At 47.9% G+C, this 17,736-nt stretch carries 23 protein-coding genes; 10 read left to right on the top strand and 13 right to left on the bottom strand.

The window, feature by feature from the left end; genetic code table 11:
* Nucleotides 1-22 precede the first annotated feature (22 nt).
* The gene (locus MJO57_RS25520; RefSeq protein WP_252019805.1) at nt 23-733 is read left to right on the top strand and encodes a transposase; all 711 of its coding nucleotides are present in this window, start codon (nt 23-25) and stop codon (nt 731-733) included.
* On the opposite strand, the gene MJO57_RS25515 is transcribed toward MJO57_RS25520, so the two are convergent.
* A complete protein-coding gene (locus MJO57_RS25515) occupies nt 720-1,169 on the bottom strand; it encodes a hypothetical protein (RefSeq protein WP_252019804.1) in 450 nt (149 codons plus the stop codon). The two genes, MJO57_RS25520 and MJO57_RS25515, sit on opposite strands and share 14 nt — an antisense overlap.
* A gap of 118 nt (nt 1,170-1,287) precedes the next feature.
* A complete protein-coding gene (locus tag MJO57_RS25510; RefSeq protein ID WP_252019803.1) occupies nt 1,288-1,821 on the bottom strand; it encodes a transposase in 534 nt (177 codons plus the stop codon).
* Nucleotides 1,822-1,959: 138 nt separating this feature from the next.
* Between MJO57_RS25510 and MJO57_RS25505 the strand changes: the two genes are divergently transcribed.
* On the top strand, nt 1,960-3,282 hold the full coding sequence (locus MJO57_RS25505; RefSeq protein WP_252019802.1) for a transposase: 1,323 nt from the start codon (nt 1,960-1,962) through the stop codon (nt 3,280-3,282).
* A 206-nt stretch (nt 3,283-3,488) separates the two neighbouring features.
* Here the strand turns inward: MJO57_RS25505 and MJO57_RS25500 are convergent, their stop codons facing one another.
* The 3 genes from MJO57_RS25500 to MJO57_RS25490 all read right to left on the bottom strand — a co-directional run bounded on the left by MJO57_RS25500 (nt 3,489) and on the right by MJO57_RS25490 (nt 4,954).
* Nucleotides 3,489-4,163 carry a transposase gene (locus MJO57_RS25500; RefSeq protein ID WP_252019801.1) on the bottom strand — a complete coding sequence of 225 codons (675 nt, stop codon included), beginning with the start codon at nt 4,161-4,163 and terminating at the stop codon, nt 3,489-3,491.
* A 276-nt stretch (nt 4,164-4,439) separates the two neighbouring features.
* The gene (locus MJO57_RS25495; protein ID WP_163370563.1) at nt 4,440-4,715 is read right to left on the bottom strand and encodes a type II toxin-antitoxin system RelE/ParE family toxin; all 276 of its coding nucleotides are present in this window, start codon (nt 4,713-4,715) and stop codon (nt 4,440-4,442) included.
* On the bottom strand, nt 4,712-4,954 hold the full coding sequence (locus MJO57_RS25490) for a CopG family ribbon-helix-helix protein (RefSeq protein ID WP_252019800.1): 243 nt from the start codon (nt 4,952-4,954) through the stop codon (nt 4,712-4,714). The genes MJO57_RS25495 and MJO57_RS25490 overlap by 4 nt, the downstream gene beginning before the upstream one ends.
* A gap of 391 nt (nt 4,955-5,345) precedes the next feature.
* Here MJO57_RS25490 and MJO57_RS25485 point away from each other — a divergent pair, with 391 nt between their 5' ends.
* Both MJO57_RS25485 and MJO57_RS25480 read left to right on the top strand, forming a co-directional pair.
* Nucleotides 5,346-5,936, top strand: a complete 591-nt coding sequence (locus MJO57_RS25485; RefSeq protein WP_252019799.1) for a nucleotidyltransferase domain-containing protein — start codon at nt 5,346-5,348, stop codon at nt 5,934-5,936.
* Entirely contained in the window at nt 5,933-6,133 is a 201-nt protein-coding gene (locus MJO57_RS25480) for a hypothetical protein (protein ID WP_252019798.1), read from the top strand. The genes MJO57_RS25485 and MJO57_RS25480 overlap by 4 nt, the downstream gene beginning before the upstream one ends.
* Nucleotides 6,134-6,143: 10 nt before the next feature.
* Here MJO57_RS25480 and MJO57_RS25475 read toward each other — a convergent pair whose 3' ends face one another.
* Nucleotides 6,144-6,518 carry a type II toxin-antitoxin system VapC family toxin gene (locus MJO57_RS25475; RefSeq protein WP_252019797.1) on the bottom strand — a complete coding sequence of 125 codons (375 nt, stop codon included), beginning with the start codon at nt 6,516-6,518 and terminating at the stop codon, nt 6,144-6,146.
* 42 nt (nt 6,519-6,560) lie between these two features.
* Between MJO57_RS25475 and MJO57_RS25470 the strand changes: the two genes are divergently transcribed.
* Complete coding sequence (locus MJO57_RS25470; protein ID WP_252017920.1) at nt 6,561-7,619, top strand: transposase; 1,059 nt, start codon at nt 6,561-6,563, stop codon at nt 7,617-7,619.
* 52 nt (nt 7,620-7,671) lie between these two features.
* Here MJO57_RS25470 and vapB read toward each other — a convergent pair whose 3' ends face one another.
* From vapB to uppS, 3 genes are all read right to left on the bottom strand, one after another.
* Entirely contained in the window at nt 7,672-7,923 is a 252-nt protein-coding gene (gene vapB, locus MJO57_RS25465; RefSeq protein ID WP_305881897.1) for a type II toxin-antitoxin system VapB family antitoxin, read from the bottom strand.
* 134 nt (nt 7,924-8,057) lie between these two features.
* Nucleotides 8,058-8,333 carry a hypothetical protein gene (locus MJO57_RS25460; protein ID WP_252019796.1) on the bottom strand — a complete coding sequence of 92 codons (276 nt, stop codon included), beginning with the start codon at nt 8,331-8,333 and terminating at the stop codon, nt 8,058-8,060.
* Nucleotides 8,334-8,359: 26 nt separating this feature from the next.
* On the bottom strand, nt 8,360-9,067 hold the full coding sequence (uppS, locus tag MJO57_RS25455; RefSeq protein ID WP_252019794.1) for a polyprenyl diphosphate synthase: 708 nt from the start codon (nt 9,065-9,067) through the stop codon (nt 8,360-8,362).
* 816 nt (nt 9,068-9,883) lie between these two features.
* On the opposite strand from uppS, the gene MJO57_RS25450 reads away from it, so the two are divergent.
* Together MJO57_RS25450 and MJO57_RS25445 are read left to right on the top strand one after the other, a co-directional pair.
* Nucleotides 9,884-10,528: an amino acid ABC transporter permease gene (locus MJO57_RS25450; protein WP_252019792.1), complete on the top strand. Its 645-nt coding sequence runs from the start codon at nt 9,884-9,886 to the stop codon at nt 10,526-10,528.
* A gap of 136 nt (nt 10,529-10,664) precedes the next feature.
* Nucleotides 10,665-11,387 (top strand): amino acid ABC transporter ATP-binding protein, encoded by a 723-nt coding sequence (locus MJO57_RS25445; protein WP_252027112.1) that lies wholly within the window; start codon nt 10,665-10,667, stop codon nt 11,385-11,387.
* Nucleotides 11,388-11,422: 35 nt separating this feature from the next.
* Here the strand turns inward: MJO57_RS25445 and MJO57_RS25440 are convergent, their stop codons facing one another.
* Nucleotides 11,423-11,893: a VanZ family protein gene (locus tag MJO57_RS25440; RefSeq protein ID WP_252019790.1), complete on the bottom strand. Its 471-nt coding sequence runs from the start codon at nt 11,891-11,893 to the stop codon at nt 11,423-11,425.
* On the bottom strand, nt 11,854-12,510 hold the full coding sequence (locus MJO57_RS25435; protein ID WP_252019789.1) for a pseudouridine synthase: 657 nt from the start codon (nt 12,508-12,510) through the stop codon (nt 11,854-11,856). Before MJO57_RS25435 ends, MJO57_RS25440 begins: the two co-directional genes overlap by 40 nt.
* Before the next feature lie 92 nt (nt 12,511-12,602).
* Between MJO57_RS25435 and MJO57_RS25430 the strand changes: the two genes are divergently transcribed.
* Complete coding sequence (locus tag MJO57_RS25430) at nt 12,603-14,051, top strand: DASS family sodium-coupled anion symporter (RefSeq protein ID WP_252019787.1); 1,449 nt, start codon at nt 12,603-12,605, stop codon at nt 14,049-14,051.
* Between the two features lie 125 nt (nt 14,052-14,176).
* Here MJO57_RS25430 and MJO57_RS25425 read toward each other — a convergent pair whose 3' ends face one another.
* Entirely contained in the window at nt 14,177-14,374 is a 198-nt protein-coding gene (locus MJO57_RS25425) for a DUF2788 domain-containing protein (protein ID WP_252019785.1), read from the bottom strand.
* A gap of 231 nt (nt 14,375-14,605) precedes the next feature.
* On the opposite strand from MJO57_RS25425, the gene MJO57_RS25420 reads away from it, so the two are divergent.
* The gene (locus MJO57_RS25420) at nt 14,606-14,968 is read left to right on the top strand and encodes a hypothetical protein (RefSeq protein ID WP_252019783.1); all 363 of its coding nucleotides are present in this window, start codon (nt 14,606-14,608) and stop codon (nt 14,966-14,968) included.
* 113 nt (nt 14,969-15,081) lie between these two features.
* Entirely contained in the window at nt 15,082-17,064 is a 1,983-nt protein-coding gene (locus MJO57_RS25415) for a hypothetical protein (RefSeq protein ID WP_252019782.1), read from the top strand.
* Nucleotides 17,065-17,111: 47 nt separating this feature from the next.
* On the opposite strand, the gene MJO57_RS25410 is transcribed toward MJO57_RS25415, so the two are convergent.
* Complete coding sequence (locus MJO57_RS25410) at nt 17,112-17,729, bottom strand: DUF416 family protein (RefSeq protein WP_252019780.1); 618 nt, start codon at nt 17,727-17,729, stop codon at nt 17,112-17,114.
* Nucleotides 17,730-17,736 lie beyond the last annotated feature (7 nt).

The raw sequence follows: 17,736 nt of genomic DNA, 5'->3' as shown, positions 1-17,736 counted from the left end.
CCGGTGCGGACCCGCATGCCGGGTGCTGTGGGGAGGGCTGGAGAAAGACCGGCCCTTACCCGATTCTGAAAAGCGAGGTCGTGAGGCCATGGACACGATGGGCATACTGCTAACATTTGCAGGCGTTCTGGTTCATGATCATTGGAAATCCTATTTTGCATATGCGGCAACTCACGTACTTTGCAATGCCCATCACCTGAGGGAGCTTTTGGGTGTTGTTGATAGGGACAGCAATCAACTGGCGTTGCGATTGATGAAGCTACTGAGGCTTTCCTGGCATTACTGCAAGGGCTTTAAGACCATAGGTATGCTACAGATGCCAAGTGTTGTCTGTGAACGAATCGAGAAGATTTATGACCGGTTGCTTCAGCGGGCTCTAATGAAAGAAGTCGTCTATATGGAGAAGCAACGAGAGGAGCTTAAGCGCAAGAAAGTCAAGAATACTAAAGCTTACAATCTCTTCAAACGACTCACTGAGTTCAAGGCTGAGACACTGCGCTTCATGTCAGATTTTACCATTCCCTTCGATAACAATGGCAGTGAGCGGGATGTTCGAATGGCCAAGTTAAAGCAGAAAATCTCAGGCTGCTTCAGGAGTGCAGACGGTGGTTCTATGTTTGCACGGATTCGCAGCTATTTGTCGTCTGCCAGAAAACAGGGAATGGACATATATCAATCACTTCATAGAGCTGTTCGGAATTACTGTAATATGCCTTTGCTCAGTGCTGAATAGTTACCAGCAGTTTTTTATAATGCTGATGCCGCTCTTCTTTGCCAGCGTAGATGCATTTTCTGGCCGCATCTTTTACGGCTCGGTTGTGATGGGTATATTCATAAAGCGGTGTCGCTGTCAGTGTTTGTCCCCGTTCCAGCAGCCGACAAATTTCTTTAACGGAACTGGCTAAAAGATCACTGTCGCAAGGAGGTTTGATATCCGATTCGGTGACTGTGCTGTCAATAGCCACAGTGCGCCCTTTTTCAATACCCTGATCTTTAGCGGTCATTAGCTGACAGTTATTAATCCGTTCCCATGTAGATGCAGTAAGAAGGCTGATGAGCCCATGCAAACTGGAGCGACTGGGGCGCTGGTTTGGTTCGAGGCGACAAAAGTCTCGAAAGAGCATGGAGTCCATCAAAACAAACGACAAGTAGTCATAATCACAATTCAAATACTGTTTCAGGAGTGCCGCACGAAGAACGGATTCTGCTGATAGTCCGTTCCGCCCAGTGTTCTGTTTATCACCAGAACTTAAGTCCTCATAAATGGCCCTTTTACAGGTTGGCTGATCATTTCAGAGCCTCCTGTCTAATTTTCAGATATAGGTAATCAAGGTCATTGTAGCCGCACGCTTTATAGATGATCCGTTTAATAACCCCATTGAAGGCTTCGATTTTCGCGCTGGTTATACGATGCTGACAGTATGACAGTAACCCTTCTCTAGCTTTGTCTAACCCCTTGGCGAACTTCTTTAACTCGGCTATCCCTGTTTCTTTGGCAAGTGCTATCCAGTTGTCCAGGCATTTGCTGGCGCAGGCTTTATATGTATACGTCCATAGCTGCTTAAGCATATCTTTCAGGATATATGCTTGATTGAGGTCCTCATTCATGGCTAACAATTCCTTCAGATTGCTTTTCCGTTTTGGCGTTAAATTCTCTGGATTCCTGAACAGGTTAAAACGTTGCCCCTTGATAAATGGCTTATCCTCTGCTTCTGCCTGTCGCCACTCCCTGCGCCTGATTTGGTCAATCACATCGTTGTAATTGGCAATAATATGGAACTTGTCGTATACAATATCTGCGTTTGGCAGATGCTCTTTCACTGAAGCCCTTAAGTCCCGCTTAATGATTTGAAAATGAAAGGCTGTGTCGGCTGGAAGGAGCGCCCTCTGTGCTGTTCAGGTAAAATATCTGTGCAAACAACGAAGCACCTGCGAGGTGCAACACAGGGACGCAGTACGATGATAATTCCCAAGCCTGAAAAAATCGAGATCGAATTCACTGACGCTAAACTAACCGGTATGGCTGGGGCTCTTTTTATCGCCCGCCTTGCCCGTCGTTTCAAATTGCCTGAGCAGTTATCAACCCATATCCAGCTCAAAAAACGTAACCGAGGTTGTGATGATAAAGACAGCCTGCTGGGACTGATTTACAACTTCTGTGCGGGTAACGGACACCTTTCTGATATGGATATTCTGCAAAAAGACACGCCAACCGTCAGTCTGCTTGGCCTCGAAGATGTCAGAGGCTCAAGGCGAATGGGAGAGTATCTTTCCCGGTTCAAGGCCGATTCTGTGAAGGCGTTGTACGGCGTTATTCGTGATCTCTGCCGACAGGTAGCCCCCGATGTTATTGAACACGTCGTTAAGGAGAAAAGTTACCTTCCGATCTTTCTTGATGGAACGGAGATTGAGGTGGATGGCCATCTGTTTCAGGAAGCTAAAGTCGGCTACAGCGGCAGTCGGCAGTACTGGCTCCACAGTATTTTTATCGGGCACCTGTGGGCCAGTGCCCGCCTCAACCCAGGGGCTTCTGACGTTTGTTATGGCTGGCAAGAGCAGCTTGAGAATGATGTCGTGTCTTTGGTGAGTGACGACATCCCCGTTTGGGCCAGAATGGACAATGCCTACTACAGAAAACAGGTTGTGGAATGGTTTGAAGCCCGTCCGTGGGACTTCTCTATCAGCGTCACCAATGACAACTACTGCCGTCCAGTACTCGATTGTATTGAGGGTTTACCCAAAAGTGCCTGGACGCCTATCCGTAGTGACAACACAGAAGAGGCGATCCTGTCTTATCACCAGCCTGCCGGGTGGAACCGTCAGCAGACGTATGTCGTGACCCGCCGCTGGCATGACGGAAAACAGTGGCTGGCAGTGCCCCGCTACTCAGTGATACTGGTCAGCCGCTCTGATCTGCCGTTGGCAGAACTGGTGCGTCGCCACCGGGAGAAGCAGGGGCAGGAGAATGCCCAGAAAGGTCCACTGATTGATCTGGATTTGCACCATCCACCCTGTCGCTCATTTCACGCCAATCAGGCTTTTTACGCCTGTGGTCAAATGGCACAGATTTTACTGAGAGCTTTGCAGTACAAGGCTTTGCCAGAGAAAGAGAGAAGACATGGTATTCGCCCGCTGATCAGGAAAGTGATCCGGTCAGTGGGCCGGTTAACCTATAGCGGTAAAAAGTGGACATTGTGGTTCGTCAAAACGGCTGCAGATCTTGGATGGCTGTTGGAGATCAGCAACAGGCTGGACATGAAGCCTCCGCCGATTTGCAGCTGATTAGTCCAAGATTGCCGACTTGACGAATAACACAGAGTGCTGTGGAGCCCTGCTTTACCTAAAGGGTGATAATTGAACGCAAAACACACAGGTTGCACCATGAATACGAGCTGATTTGGATAGCATTTTATCGACCCTGTATGAAAACTGTACAAATTTGCTTCTGGTACAGAGTATCCGATCAGCTATCCATTCTTAAGCGGGAATTAAGGTGAAGCCTGATAGCTTCCTCCGCGGTCAATACCAACGCATTCAATGCTTGCTTTTTGCTCTTCCGTCAGACTGGAAAGGAACTGGTCCAGAACTTCTTTCCGTTTGCCTTCTCCAAGAAACAGCGTTTCACCAGTATCGGCATTCAGAGCAACGGTTAAATAATGATGCCCCTTACCAATGGATTTTTCATCGATAAGCAGGGCACGGATACCGTCCCGCTTTGGTGCAGGCAGCATCTTCATGAGCATCTCTTTATCCCAGCGACGCGCCGTGCCACCAGAGATAGCAATGAACTCAGGAACCTTATCACATGGCATGTAACGGCATAGATGGCTGACATGCCTTTTAAGTCGCTCTGTTGCCTGGGCTTTAGGTGCGAGCCCTGGAGGCGTGACTGTTTCTATATTACCGCAATGGGAGCAACGTCCTTGAAATGCAGTGAAGAGAAGATTTACCTGAAGAGTCCCCAGTGGCAGATCCTGAACACTTCGATCTTTTGTCTTCATCTGCCCCATAGGTGTTTCGCATTTACTACATCTGACGTGTTGTATACGGCCATCCCGACGGAGATGGACAAAGGCATGTTTGATATTCCAGTCAATATCAATTCGCTCGATTACCCAGCCAGGAAATGCGAACATAGGACGTAGTGATGGGGTTGCAGACATGTCTGATCCTTCAGAAATTTTGATCTTCACATATCAATCTTCTTCTAAAGGCTATTTCTGTTGCAACCCCTTACTTTCGATCAGCCAACCTGTAAAAGCCCCTGAAAAACCGCCTTCTGATTACCCTGCAAAATGGCAATAAAACAGGCATATAAACGACAACAACCAACTACCATGCAGGGAATCATCAAATTTATTATTTTGGTGGTGATGCCCTGACAACCGATTTGCGACGGACATAAAAATAACACTGGGGGGTTAAGTAAGCTGTATTTACTATGGCCTGTCGCGATTTTGCCGGTAATGATAGATACCTTCAATTCTTACCGTATTACCAATGGTGTAGTGAATGATGTACCTGGAAGAGACTGCGGTTAATTTATAGATATTGTTTTTAATCCGCCGACCCATTTTCGGAAACCGTTCCAGACTGGCAATTGTATCAACAATCTCAACCACAACATCCTCAGACGCGATTCCCTCAACATGATTGTCTATAAACTCGCAGTGCGCTTCCAGCTGTTCAAGCGCGGCTGAACTCCATTCAATCAAGACAGCCTACCCCTTTCCTTCAGCCTCCTGACCACTTCATCATGGGGAATGGTCTCCATCTCACCGGCCTCAACCGCTGCGATAGTCGCTTCGGTTTTCTTCAGCTGCCAGTCACGGGCATCAAGCATCTCCTGAACCGCCCGCCGGATCAGCCAGGAAACATCCCTATCCTCTTGCCGGGCCAACTGGCTTAACTGCTCCAGCTGTTTTTCCTCAAACCTTACCGGTTTCGCGATCATTGCCATGGTTGTCACTCCTTATAATTGTATAACGCCGTATTACATCGTAATACAATTATAGAGCGATCAACAGATAACGCAAATCAGATACCGCTCATACCAACAAGCCAGAATGAAAAGTCTTGTTTTTTGCTGAGGATTGGTGCCCGTGTGAAGACTCGAACTTCCATGTCCTTTCATAAACCAGTATCTGAATGCTGACATTAAAAGGTGATATGTCGATAGCATCAACATACACTGATTTTATGCCGATATAATTCGGTTTTGTAAACATGGCATGGAATCCAGAACAACCCTATAACCAGCTGCCCTTCTTTCTCGGAACGTCTTGAAAAGTCCCAAAATGAGACCTATAGTACCCATAATGAGACTGAATAAAGAATAACCACCTGTGCCTGATATCGCCTCCGCATTGTTTACCAAAACCCAGCAGCGGCTGCTGACACTGTTTTACGGCAAGCCCGACGGCTCATTTTACCTGAACGAAGTCGCTCGTATGGCCGGTGTCGGCAAAGGGGCTGTGGTACGTGAAATAAAGAAAATGACCGAAGCCGGTCTGCTAAACAGTTATCAACAAGGAAACCAGAAACACTATCAGGCGAATCCTGACAACCCTGTTTTCGAAGAGTTGAAAGCCATTACCCGAAAAACCTTTGGTCTTCAGGGTGTCGTCAAAACCGCTTTGGAACCTTTGCTCGGGCAGTGTGAACTGGCCTTTATCTATGGCTCTGTGGCAAAGGGTGAAGAACATTCAGGCAGTGATATTGATGTCATGCTGGTAGGGCACAACCTGAGTTATGGCGACATCATGGAAAGGCTCGAATCCGCAGAACAGCAACTGGGCCGAATCATTAACCCTACCCTGCTCACCCCCTATGAGTTTCAACAGCGAAAAAACGAGAAACAGAGTTTTATCACCCGGGTGATGGAACAGCCCAAACTCTGGCTGGCCACGGCTCCCACGACAGGTGACAAACAATGAAAGAACTGGATAACCTGGTAAAAATAAACAAGCTCAAGCCGGAACCACCAGACGCACAGGAATTTGCAGGCATGGTTCGTGCCGCTGAAACCAAACTGAAGGATGCTGCCATCAGTGGTCTTTCTGCAGACAGCCAATTCTCGCTAGCTTACAGTGCTGCTCATGCCCCGCTGGCCGCATTGCGCTGGCATGGTTAACGCTCAGAATTCAGGAAAGCGAATCCTCTACCCAGTTTTCAATTCGCAGGCTGTCCACCCGTTTAAACTCACGGGTATTATTGGTCACTAGTACCAGACCTTCACTTCGGCAGTGGGCGGCAATATGCAGGTCATTCACACCAATCACCTCCCCCCGACGCTCAAGGTCAGACCGGATATCACCGTAATGAGCTGAAGCCTTCGGGGAATAATCAAGAACCTCAAGCCGACTGACAAAATCCTCAACATTATCCCGGTTCTTTTTGATGTTGCTGCTTTTTTCAACACCGTGGATCAGCTCTGACAAGGTGATTGCACTGATGGCAATCAGTCCGTCATTCCGATTGAATATAGCACCAACAACAGCCGGACGGTTTTTAATCACTCAAGTTACGCACCTTGCTGAAAATCAGCCATTATTGGTGGCATGAAAAATGATCTCATAGAACTTTATTCTGACTACCTGTTGTCGTCGTCTGGGAAGACCACTGCAACGGGAGTGTCAGAGCTTTTGGATAATGTCTACAGTCATGACCAATTCACCCGATTGCTTTCAAACAATGAGTTTACCAGTCGTGACTTATGGCTTTACGTTAAACCCGTCGTGCGACAGGTTGAGTGCAGTGATGGGGTTTTGATCTTTGACGATACGATTCAGGAAAAGCAGTTCAGCAAAGAGAATGCCCTGAACACCTGGCATTTTGATCATACAAAAAATCGCACCGTGAAAGGTATAAATCTGCTCAATGCACACTACCATGCCGGAGATGCGTCGATTCCTGTCGCCTATAAATTGATCGAGAAAACCATCCTGTACACCGACTTGAAGACAAAAAAGGTAAGACGATATGCAGAGCAAACCAAAAATGAAATGATGCGGGAGATGCTGATGATTTGCTGCCATAACCAGCTTATGTTCCGCTATGTCCTTGCAGATAGCTGGTTTTGCTCAAACGACAATATGATGTTTATTCGACACGACTGTAATAAACATTTCCTGATGGCGATGAAGTCAAACCGCAAGGTATCCCTCAGTCTGGACGACAAATTACAAGGCCGTTCACAGCGTATAGATACTGTTGATTTTTCAGAAGATAAGCCTGTACAAGGGTGGATAGCAGGTGTCGATTTCCCTGTTCTGCTATACCGTCAGGTCTTTAAAAACAAAGACGGAAGCACAGGCATTCTCTATCTGGTTTGCAGCGATCTTGACTGTGATGCCGAGACTCTCAAGGCAATCTACGAGAAACGGTGGAAAGTCGAGGTCTTCCATAAAACGCTGAAATCGAATGCGTCAATGGCCAAGTCACCGGCACATACTGTGAGAACACAGAGTAATCATATCTTTCTTTCAATTTACTCAGCCTTCAGGTTGGAAGTACTGTCATTGAAAGTAAATCTGAATCACTTTCAGCTCAGAGCCAAAATCTATATGGCAGGGCTGAAAGCTTCGTTGGGGCAGCTGAGAGAGCTGTTAGCTGCGTAACTTCAGTTAATCACATAAATACAAGTGTCAGTATCCAGCATGTATTTCAACATCAAAGTGACTCCCGCTCCCGCTGTTCCTGTGAAGCCCTTTCGGTCATAAAGTCATCGGTAACGCCGTCTTCAGGATTGATATTAAAAAAGGAATCCCAGCCCTTACCCACCGGAGATAATATCCTGTCCTGCCCCCGTACCCTGACATTGACCTTTTTAACACCACCGGGAAAACGGGTCTCCGCCGGTAACCGGACTGCCTGAGTCCGATTATTTTCAAAAACAGTACCTTGAGCCATATCAGTCGCCACCTTGAAGCTATATACAGGAAGTATATAGCAGCAATCCAAAGGCTGCATAAAAAGAAGTTATATTTCCGGTAAGAGGCATTACCGGTAACGTTCAGCACCACAGTAACCCGGATTTCAGCGGTTCCCGTGCTACCTCAACCATCGAAGTAGGTCACACCTTTGCGACCACCGAGCGTGGCGGCCTGACGGTTCTGGCCGAAATCGACGGCATCAAGCTGGGTGACGATCTCGACAATAAAGGCCCTGCAGTTACTGTTGGTTTTGAGCAAGCATACAATATCAACGAAAAGCTGTGGGTAGCTGCCGGTTACCAGCACGTTCTGCAAGACGGTGACTCTATTAGAGAACACAGAGGAAGCAAAGATAAAAATGCTTTTCTCTGTGTCCTTTGAGCCTTTGTGGTGAATCAAAAAACAAATCCTTAACCACACTCCCGTTACTCACTCCGCCCAAACCGCCGCTCCCGCCCCTGAAAATCAGCAATAGCCCCATCAAGATCCTGAGCCGTAAAATCGGGCCACAACGTGTCACAGAAGTAAAACTCCGCATAAGCACACTGCCACAACAAAAAGTTACTGATCCGCTTTTCACCGCTGGTACGAATCAGCAAATCCACCGGTGGTGCATCCTCCGTAGCCAGGTATTCCTCAATCTGTCCGGGCTGAATACTCTCCGGCTCAAGATCCTCAGCCTTAACCACCGCCGCCAACCTTCTGAAAGCACGAGTAAGATCCCACTGGCCGCCATAATTTACCGCCACCATCAGTGTCATCGCCCTGCATTTAGCGGTTTTGGCTTCACAACGCCCAATGGCGGCCTGAATCTGCGGGCTTAACGCTGAACAGTCACCAATAATTTTCAGGCAGATATCGTGCTGCTCCAGTTTCCCAGCCTCCTTCTCCAGGGCATTAAGCAACAGCTGCATCAGGCCGCTGACCTCATCCGCCGGGCGCCGCCAGTTTTCACTGGAAAAGGCAAACAGGGTTAGCCAGGGAATACCCAGCTCCCGACACCGTTTGATCACATCCCGCACCGTATTAATAGCCGCACGATGGCCGGAAAGCGCTGGCAGCAGACTGCGCCGGGCCCAGCGATTATTACCATCCATAATGATGGCGATATGTTGGGGAGGGTTGGAAATCATAAGAGAAAAGCGTTACCAGAAGGAGCAGGAGTGAACCGGCGCATACAAAATCATCCGGTAACTATTGTGCCAATTACCAGCCCTGTCAAAAAATAATCGTGCATTACCAAATGTTATGCAGACTATAAAAGTGACTGGAAAAAAAATCAGCCCACCACCGCCCATAACAGAAAATCGTCAATTCATCCGTTCACAGTCATCTTTCTATAGCCCGCGAAAATTCCCCTCTGATTCCCGCCTAAGCTCATTCCGTAAGCGATGAAGATTTTGTTGTCCTTCCTCATATTGCGGTTTCTGTTGTCCCGCCCACCGTGAATCCAGTGCATTAAACCTCTGGCCTATTCGTCAGGAAGGCCTGAGCCCGGGGATTACCGGATTCAAGTCGTACAGCCGTAAACAAGGATGTTACATATGAACTTTCAAGCCCAAAGGAACAGTGCTTCCCTCCGGGAACGTGTCGGAAAAAATTTAGGCTCTTGTAGGATTTCAGACTGCTACTGGGTTGAACATTGCTGAAGCCCTTTATCTACAAAGGTTGTCAGCATATTGTCCGGTAATGTTGCCCAATCCTTGTTTTTCGTGACCTACAGTCAGTTTTCACTGTAGAGCAGTTCGTAATCAAAATAGAGCCTTGTTTATCAGGCCCGCGATGAACTTCGTGCGGAGTTTGATGGCACTATTGAGTTAAGTAAGGAAAATAACGAAAGAGCAGAGCTGACACTCGTCAGTGATATTGATGGCCGTGAGCGTGTTACGGTTACCGGGTATCAGGAAATAGCTATCGGGGATGGTGATCTGATCTTCGAGGGTGATCTGTTGGCGGTTAACTATTACTGGCAGCCAGGGCCGTTAGCCAACGGGCTCTGGATGACTATCAAGCTTTCACTGGTGTCCATTGTTTTTGCGATTCTTCTTGGGGCACTGGCAGGCCTGGCGCGGATATCCCCAAATCCGGCACTGCGGCACCTTGCTACCGTTTATGTCGAGCTGGTAAGGGGAACGCCCCTGCTGGTGCAAATCTTTATTGTCTATTTCTTTATCGGCACCGTTATGGATCTGGAGCGATTCACCGCAGGGGTGGTCGCGCTGTCAGTATTCACCGGGGCTTATGTGGCAGAAATCATCCGTGCTGGTATCGAATCAATCAGCCGGGGGCAAATGGAGGCAGGGCGAAGTTTGGGGATGAGCCGTGGGATGACCATGCGCTATATCATTCTGCCCCAGGCGTTCAAGAGGGTGCTTCCACCGCTGGCAGGCCAGTTTATCAACTTGATCAAGGACTCTTCACTGGTATCCGTTATCTCTCTCACCGACCTTACCAAGGCAGGAAGGGAAGTAGTGAGTGTGACATTCAGCCCATTTGAAGTATGGTTCAGTGTTGCCTTGTTGTACCTGATTCTGACCGCCACACTTTCCTGGCTGGTTCGTCGTTTGGAGGTGAGATATGCTGTCAGAGACTGAAGGCTTTGTATCTGCAAAAGGTTCTTTATCCGCAGAAGGCTCTTTATCCGCATCCGCATCCGCATCCGCATCCGCAGATGCCTCTTTATCTGCTGATGCCTCTTTATCTGCTGATGACACTTTATCCACAGCGGGGATTATCCAGGCCACCGGAGTTGAGAAGGTCTATCCCAACGGGGTGCATGCCCTGAAGAATATTAATCAGACTATCCGGGAGGGAGAGGTCGTCGTGGTCATTGGCCCCAGCGGCTCCGGCAAGTCGACTTTCCTGAGAACCCTTAACCAGCTGGAAACCATTAATGACGGTGAGATTGTTGTTGATGATATCTCACTGACCACCCCCGGGGATGTGAATAAGCTCCGGGAAGAGGTGGGCATGGTGTTCCAGTCGTTTAATCTGTTCCCTCATCTGTCAGTGATGGACAATATCTGTCTGGCCCCGATGAAGGTTCGCGGGATCAGCCGTGCTGAAGCCGAAGAGCGGGCAAAATCCCTTCTCCTGAAAGTAGGGTTGTTGGATAAGGCTGTCAGCTTTCCTCCGCAGCTCTCGGGTGGACAGCAACAGCGTGTTGCCATCGCCAGGGCGCTGGCGATGCAGCCGCGGATTATGTTGTTTGATGAACCCACCAGTGCGCTGGATCCGGAAATGGTTGGAGAAGTGCTGGATGTTATGAAACAGCTGGCCAGAGAAGGGATAACCATGGTGGTGGTGACTCATGAGATGGGGTTTGCCCGTGAAGTGGCTGATCGGGTTCTGTTTATGGATGGCGGTGAATTACTGGTTGACAGTGAGCCAGACGTTTTTTTTGACGCGCCGGAAAATGAACGTTTGCGGGTTTTCCTGAGTCAGGTAATTTAATCACATTATGGGTGTGGAGGTGAGCCCGGTTAGCTTCAGGGATCGGGTGTTATTTTTTCAGAGAGTCTCTCTTTATACTGCCAGCGAACTCTTAACACAGGCGTTATTTTAAAAGCAGGAATCAATAACCAGTAAATACCAATGCCAATGCAGTTGGCGACCATATCCCAGAACGAGAGGTGGCGATAGTCGGTAAGGGATTGCAGGCCCTCAATCCAGATACCGTATAACACTGCGATAGACGCTTTTTTCAGGTTGAAACTGTCCTGATAACAAAAGCCATCAATCAGACCGGAAATAACCAGAAAAGCAATGCAGTGTGCTATTTTGTCAGCAGCAACCGGTAGCCTCCAGAATCTCAGATCCATACCACTGAAATTATTGACGGGTAATAGCGACAAAATGGTGACCGTTGTCAGGGTTATGGCTAATGCCGCTCTGCTGACCGGTAAGTAGTGTTGAAGAATTATTTCTTCCAGTAACGGTGCTTTTCTGATGTTTTCCACTTTACACGGTTGGATCTGTTTTTATTAAGTTTGTCTTTCAGTGAAGCAGGAATTTCCAACTCCCGCCAATGGCCTGGCTGGAGGTCGTCAATTGCCCATGGCCCTATCTGGCAGCGAATCAGTCTGAGTGTTGGATGGCCGATCGCAGCCGTCATCCTTCTTACCTGACGGTTTCTACCCTCCTTTATTGTTAATTGAATCCAGCACTCAGGAATCGACTTTCTTTCCCGTATAGGGGGCTCTCTGCGCCAGACATCAGGAGAAACAATAATTTCTGCCTGGGCCGGGAGGATGGGGCCATCGTTTAGAACTATTCTGGTACGAAGATGGTCTAAGGCTTGAGAGTCCGGGATTCCCTCAACCTGAACCCAGTATGTTTTGGGCATCTTGTGCTTTGGTGAAGCAATCAGGTTTTGCAACTGGCCATTATTCGTCAGCAGTAATAACCCTTCGCTGTCCCGATCCAGCCTGCCTGCAGGATAGATGCCGGGAATGTTGATGAAATCCTTCAGCGTTTGCCGCCCTTCCTGATCGGTAAACTGGGTTAGCACACCGTAGGGTTTATTAAAAAGCAGTAATCGGCTTTTTTGGGAAGGGCGTATAACAGAAGCATGCATGGGTAATCACTGATGAGAAAAGTCAGAATTATAAATGCTGGAGAACCTGTCGACTAGACTGTGGCCGTAGCCATATTTGAAAAGAGGTTTGTGTGAGTACACCACCAGTAAGCTGTGAACAGCCTCGGCAACGGGCAACTGATTGGAAATCCGTTTTCAGTTTTTTAACACCATTGCTATTCGGAGTAATTCTCTGGTTGCTCCCGACTCCGGAAGGTCTGGAACTGCAGGGTTGGCATATGCTGATTATTTTTATCAGCACCCTGTTGGGGGTGATGATTACCCCGATGCCGATGTCTGCAATTACGCTCATGGGGGTGACCGCCCTGGGACTGACCGAAACGGTGACACTCAAGCAAGCAATGGCAGGCTATGGTGATCCTGTTACCTGGCTGGTGGTGCTGGCGTTTTTCATCTCTCAGGGGTTTATAAAAACCGGGCTTGGGCTCAGAATTGCCTATTGCTTCATGCGCATCATGGGAAGGAAAACCCTGACTCTGGGTTATGGCCTGACCCTGACGGATATGCTGCTGGCCCCTGCAATGCCCAGCACTACCGCTCGCGCCGGTGCCGTGGTGTACCCTATTATGCAATCCATTGCCACGGTTTATGACAGTAAACCGGGAGCGACCGCAAGCAGGATGGGGGCCTTTCTGATAATGATTGTCTTCCATGCGAATGCTATTACCAGCACCATGTTTCTGACTGCCATGGCGGGTAATCCGCTGGTAGTCAAGCTTGCCGGTACTCAAGGTATTGAGTTGAGCTGGGCTATGTGGGCATTGGGGGCATTGTTACCCGGTATTGTCTGTCTTCTCTTGATGCCACTTTGTCTGTATCGCATTATCCCTCCTGACTTGAAAGAAACCCCTATGGCCGTCAAGGTGGCAAAGGATGAACTCCATCGCCTGGGCGCTTTAACAAGGAATGAATGGATTATGGCCGGTACATTCCTGTTTCTTCTTATGCTTTGGATATTTGGTCGCCAGTTTGGTCTTTCAGCGACACTGGTAGCTATGGTGGGGGTCTGCACTCTGCTCCTGAGTGGTGTACTGGACTGGGATGATGTTCGCGGTAATAAGGGGGCTTGGGATACCATGATCTGGTTTGGGGCATTTATAACCATGGCCCATTACCTCAGTGCCTATGGCGTAGTGAACTATGTCAGTGACCAGGTTGGAGTCCTGTTTGGCGATTTGCCCGCCTGGTTGGCGATGATCACCGTTTGTGGACTGTACTACTTTTTCCATTATTTCTTTGCCGCTTCGACAGCGCAGATCAGTGCCATGTATGCCGGTTTTCTGTTGATCATGCTCAGTGCTGGTGTTCCCCCACTGGGAGGAGCCCTTATGCTTGCCTATATGAGCAACATTTGTGCTGTGGTTACCCATTACGGGAATGGACCGGCTCCCATTCTTTATGGTGCTGGTTATGTATCACTTTTCACCTGGTGGAAAGCAGGGTTGATAATGAGTTCGTTATACCTGTTGGTTTGGCTGGGTTTGGGGAGTGCCTGGATGTCCTGGCTAGGCTATTTATAGCTAAAGATGTCATAACCGGAATGACATAACCACGAAGCAACTGGTAATCTGTCGTTTGCTGCGATCCTCCCTTAGAGCGGCAAAGGACGAAGCGAGAGCGGGAGTACGTTTATGAAATATCGGGGTTAAGCAATCATCCTGACAAGAAAGGTTTTGATCAGGAAACCCATGACACCAAGGCCAAGAGCTCCAAAGAGTACAAATGTACCCCATCTTCCCGCATTGGATTTTTTGGCCAGGTCATAAACAATAAAGGCCATAAATAAAACCAGCCCGCTGATTAAGACCTGCAGCATTAAGGTTTCTAACTCAGCAATATCCATAGAGCCTCCGGACTTTTCGCCAACCTTCTTGTTTGCCGATATTGTAGGCACTTTACTGTTGAGTCGCCAATATCGAATACCATCACGATACAACTTCCCCCGGTTAATGCTTCTTAATGAGGCTTTGCAATCCTGAAGCGTCAACAGACCCTACACAGATTTGTTCCCAGACCGATATAGGTATCCAGAGAGTTTCAAAATGATCTGGTCATAAGTTATCCGGGGGGAGGTATGTCGCTTAAACTCAGGCTGGTAGATATTACCAAATTACAAAAATCCAACTATCTGGCTTCTGAAGCATCAAAGGCTGCCGTTCGCGAGGCGAAACTGTTGCTGGATAAACAGGAAGCGTTTATGAAAAATGGTGGAATGGACCGGCAAAAGTTACGTGCTTTTATCAATAGTGATTACTGGACCTCTCGCCAAAAGCAGAAAGCCAGGGAAGAACTGCTCAATTTTCACAAAGAGTTTAAAAATAATATGGTTGACGAAGCATCGGCCAAGCGCAAAGAGCTCAGTAGTGCCAGCAGCCTGCTCAGTCAACGCAAAGTGAAGAAAGCAAGTACCATTAAAAAACGCTCGGGATATGTATAGGCCTTAAACGGATCGGGATAAAAAAATAACTGCTTTTCAGGGATGAGAACAGCATGAATAACGTTAATGGCGTTACCACGAATAATGATGTAAAAACTCTAAATCCAGCAGATATGAGTCAGCAGGATTTCATTGCTGCCGTTTATCTTGAGCGTGGAGAAATGCTGGACTCAGAAGTTCGAAGAATTATTGATGAAATTGATAAAAGTAATCAGTATGTAGAAGCCGTTAATACGTTGATTGGTAAGGCTAATGTTGCTGAGTATGGAACAACGCATTATTCATCCCCGACCTGGCAGGTTAATGGTAACAGTATTGTGCTTGATAATGGTTACGGGGTGAACTTCAAACCGGATGGTAATGGTGGAAATACGTTCACTCTGCTTGACAGTGATGGTAATCAGTTAATCTACCAGAACCGTACATTGATACCTGTGCCAGCGGGAACCACGGTGGATGCACTGGAAGTCGGCATTCCTGTGATGAATGACATGACTTACATATTGGATGATGGTACTGAGATTACCTTTAAGGCCGGAGCCCCGGATACGGCATTCAACTCCGCAGACTTTTCCGGAGGGTTGGCGGATATAACCAGGATTGTCATCACCAGAGATAATCAGGGAATGCAAATCAGTAATGTCAATGATGAAGGGGCAATAAGCATCGGAGCCCCTACCGTTGAGAGTCCAACTGATCCGGTATCATCTGTGGCGACGACAACCACGCAAACGGTAAACGTTGCTCGACTCGATCTGTTTACCGCTGGGGAATATGATGGTTCTGATGATTACAACACCATCGATGGTACCCATGCAGGCAGAATACTCTCCATGTGGGAGGGGCCCATTAAGAAAAAGTCCCCAGCGGAGCAGGCGGCTATCCTGGCCCAGATTGAAGCTGACGGCGGGATGGACATTTACTGGCATCTCGGTGAATCGGATAATTCGGATGATTATTATAATAAAACGTTTACCTATCAGCCCTACGCCAATGAAACACTCTACCAATTTATTGAACGTGCCGTTGATCGCTCCAAAGTGGATTTCCGCAACTATGTCAATGACGAGGAAGGCGCAATAGATATAGAGTATATCGATACCTATATTAAACTTCCCGGGTACAGTTATCAGGAAGTGGTACCGGCGACCAGCAAAACAACCAGTTCCATTTCATCCAAAAGTATCAGTGAAAGCCGGAATTTCTATGACTCTGACGATTATGGAAGTATCAAGACATTCACTAATGATTATACGTTACGAGTGAAATCTGACGTAGCAAAAATGAACCTTACCCCTGAACAAAGGAAGGGGCTTGAAAGAGAGTTGCAGGCTAATGGCTATACCCTCAACTTGACGCTGGAGGATACTGATGGGGTAAATGAAACTTATACCCGATCGTATAACTACCGAATGGTTAACGGAGAGAGTCTTGATGGTTTTTTTGAACGCGTGATGAGCCAATCAGCAGAAAGATTCAAAGCATACATCGATTTTGCAGAGAATGAAGGAGACATTAATATAGAGTCAATCTCTGCCTCCAGTACTCTGCCGGGATTCTCCTATGATAAGTATGCGGCAGTGGCCGAGGCTGAGGAGGACCCGTCCCGTCCGAACAATCGGCATAGCCTGGATATCAACAATCACGATGGCCACATCCTGTTTGAGGCCGGAGGTATGCATCAGTGGGAGTATGATGGCCGGGGTACCCAGGCAATAAGTGCTACTGACCCTAATGATTCCAGTAGCCAGGTTTCAGGGTATTTTGCCCGCAAGCTGGCGTTCAGGCAGTCAAGCAGTAATGAGTTTGACAGCACCACACCGTTTCTCACCCAGAAGGAGAAAGAGCTTCTGGGTAATATTTTGAGGATTACCTATCCGGATGCCAGTGGTAATGGTCTGCTGAACCCTGAAGAGTGGGGCGCTTTGAAGAAGAGCCTGATTAATGCACGTGATAATCTCAATGGCAACAGTCAACTACAGACCGTGCAGTTGCAAAGGGCGATGCAGACGTATAATCAAAACTATGAGGCCATGTCCAACGCCCAGCAGAAGATCTATTCCCTGCTCAGGGATATCATTTCCAATGTGAAGTAATCAGGTATGAGGGCAACCGGTATTTACCAGGTAGAGGTGAATACCGGTCAACTGAACTTACTCAAGACTGATCCCCAGTTGACTAACACCATCGTTGGCAGAAAGCAGCCGAAGCGTTTTGGTAAATTCTTTAGCGGGTTTTTTTGCCGACCGATCATGCTAATTAACTCCCTGATAAACCGACATTGAATCTCAAACAGTTCATGCTCCTCAATATACTGCGTCAGTTCTGTCCCTTTCAGCTCTGCCGCTTCGGTGTATTTAATGAACTTGCCAATCGTGCTGAGTGACACCGTCAATGCACTGGCAGCTTCGTCAACCGATGCTTTCATAGCGCAGTGGATAGCGCAGTTGAGGCTAACCGAAAAGTCCAGTGCTGGCTGAACACCAAACATATCAAAATCTTCAGGGACTGGCGTGTTTTCATCCAGTCGTTCAAGCAGACGTTCAAAGTTTTTTGCCGATTGAAGTCCGGCCGTATAGTCCCAGAGCAGGTTCAGACAGTGCCTGACCTCGACAGGCTGACCAAATTCGGCAAGCTCTGAAAAAAGAGCAAAGTTGGGCCAGGCTCTCTCAGTTACTGCGGTGGCCAACGCTGTCAGTTGCCAGGGGGAGAATAATTCAATTTGACGGGAATATTGAGCGTACAGTTTGCGGGTGTTCAATGATGAT

The sequence above is a fragment of the Endozoicomonas sp. SCSIO W0465 genome, assembly GCF_023716865.1.
Taxonomy (GTDB): domain Bacteria; phylum Pseudomonadota; class Gammaproteobacteria; order Pseudomonadales; family Endozoicomonadaceae; genus Endozoicomonas.
This window is presented reverse-complemented; position numbering and strand designations above follow the sequence as displayed.

What these genes read in the sequence shown, in the direction of transcription:
- MJO57_RS25505 (WP_252019802.1), top strand. Translation starts at nt 1,960, where the DNA reads ATGATAATTCCCAAGCCTGAAAAAATCGAGATCGAATTCACTGACGCT.
- MJO57_RS25500 (WP_252019801.1), bottom strand. Translation starts at nt 4,163, where the DNA reads ATGTCTGCAACCCCATCACTACGTCCTATGTTCGCATTTCCTGGCTGG.
- MJO57_RS25490 (WP_252019800.1), bottom strand. Translation starts at nt 4,954, where the DNA reads ATGATCGCGAAACCGGTAAGGTTTGAGGAAAAACAGCTGGAGCAGTTA.
- MJO57_RS25480 (WP_252019798.1), top strand. Translation starts at nt 5,933, where the DNA reads ATGAAAGAACTGGATAACCTGGTAAAAATAAACAAGCTCAAGCCGGAA.
- MJO57_RS25470 (WP_252017920.1), top strand. Translation starts at nt 6,561, where the DNA reads ATGAAAAATGATCTCATAGAACTTTATTCTGACTACCTGTTGTCGTCG.
- uppS (WP_252019794.1), bottom strand. Translation starts at nt 9,067, where the DNA reads ATGATTTCCAACCCTCCCCAACATATCGCCATCATTATGGATGGTAAT.
- MJO57_RS25435 (WP_252019789.1), bottom strand. Translation starts at nt 12,510, where the DNA reads ATGCATGCTTCTGTTATACGCCCTTCCCAAAAAAGCCGATTACTGCTT.
- MJO57_RS25425 (WP_252019785.1), bottom strand. Translation starts at nt 14,374, where the DNA reads ATGGATATTGCTGAGTTAGAAACCTTAATGCTGCAGGTCTTAATCAGC.
- MJO57_RS25420 (WP_252019783.1), top strand. Translation starts at nt 14,606, where the DNA reads ATGTCGCTTAAACTCAGGCTGGTAGATATTACCAAATTACAAAAATCC.
- MJO57_RS25415 (WP_252019782.1), top strand. Translation starts at nt 15,082, where the DNA reads ATGAGTCAGCAGGATTTCATTGCTGCCGTTTATCTTGAGCGTGGAGAA.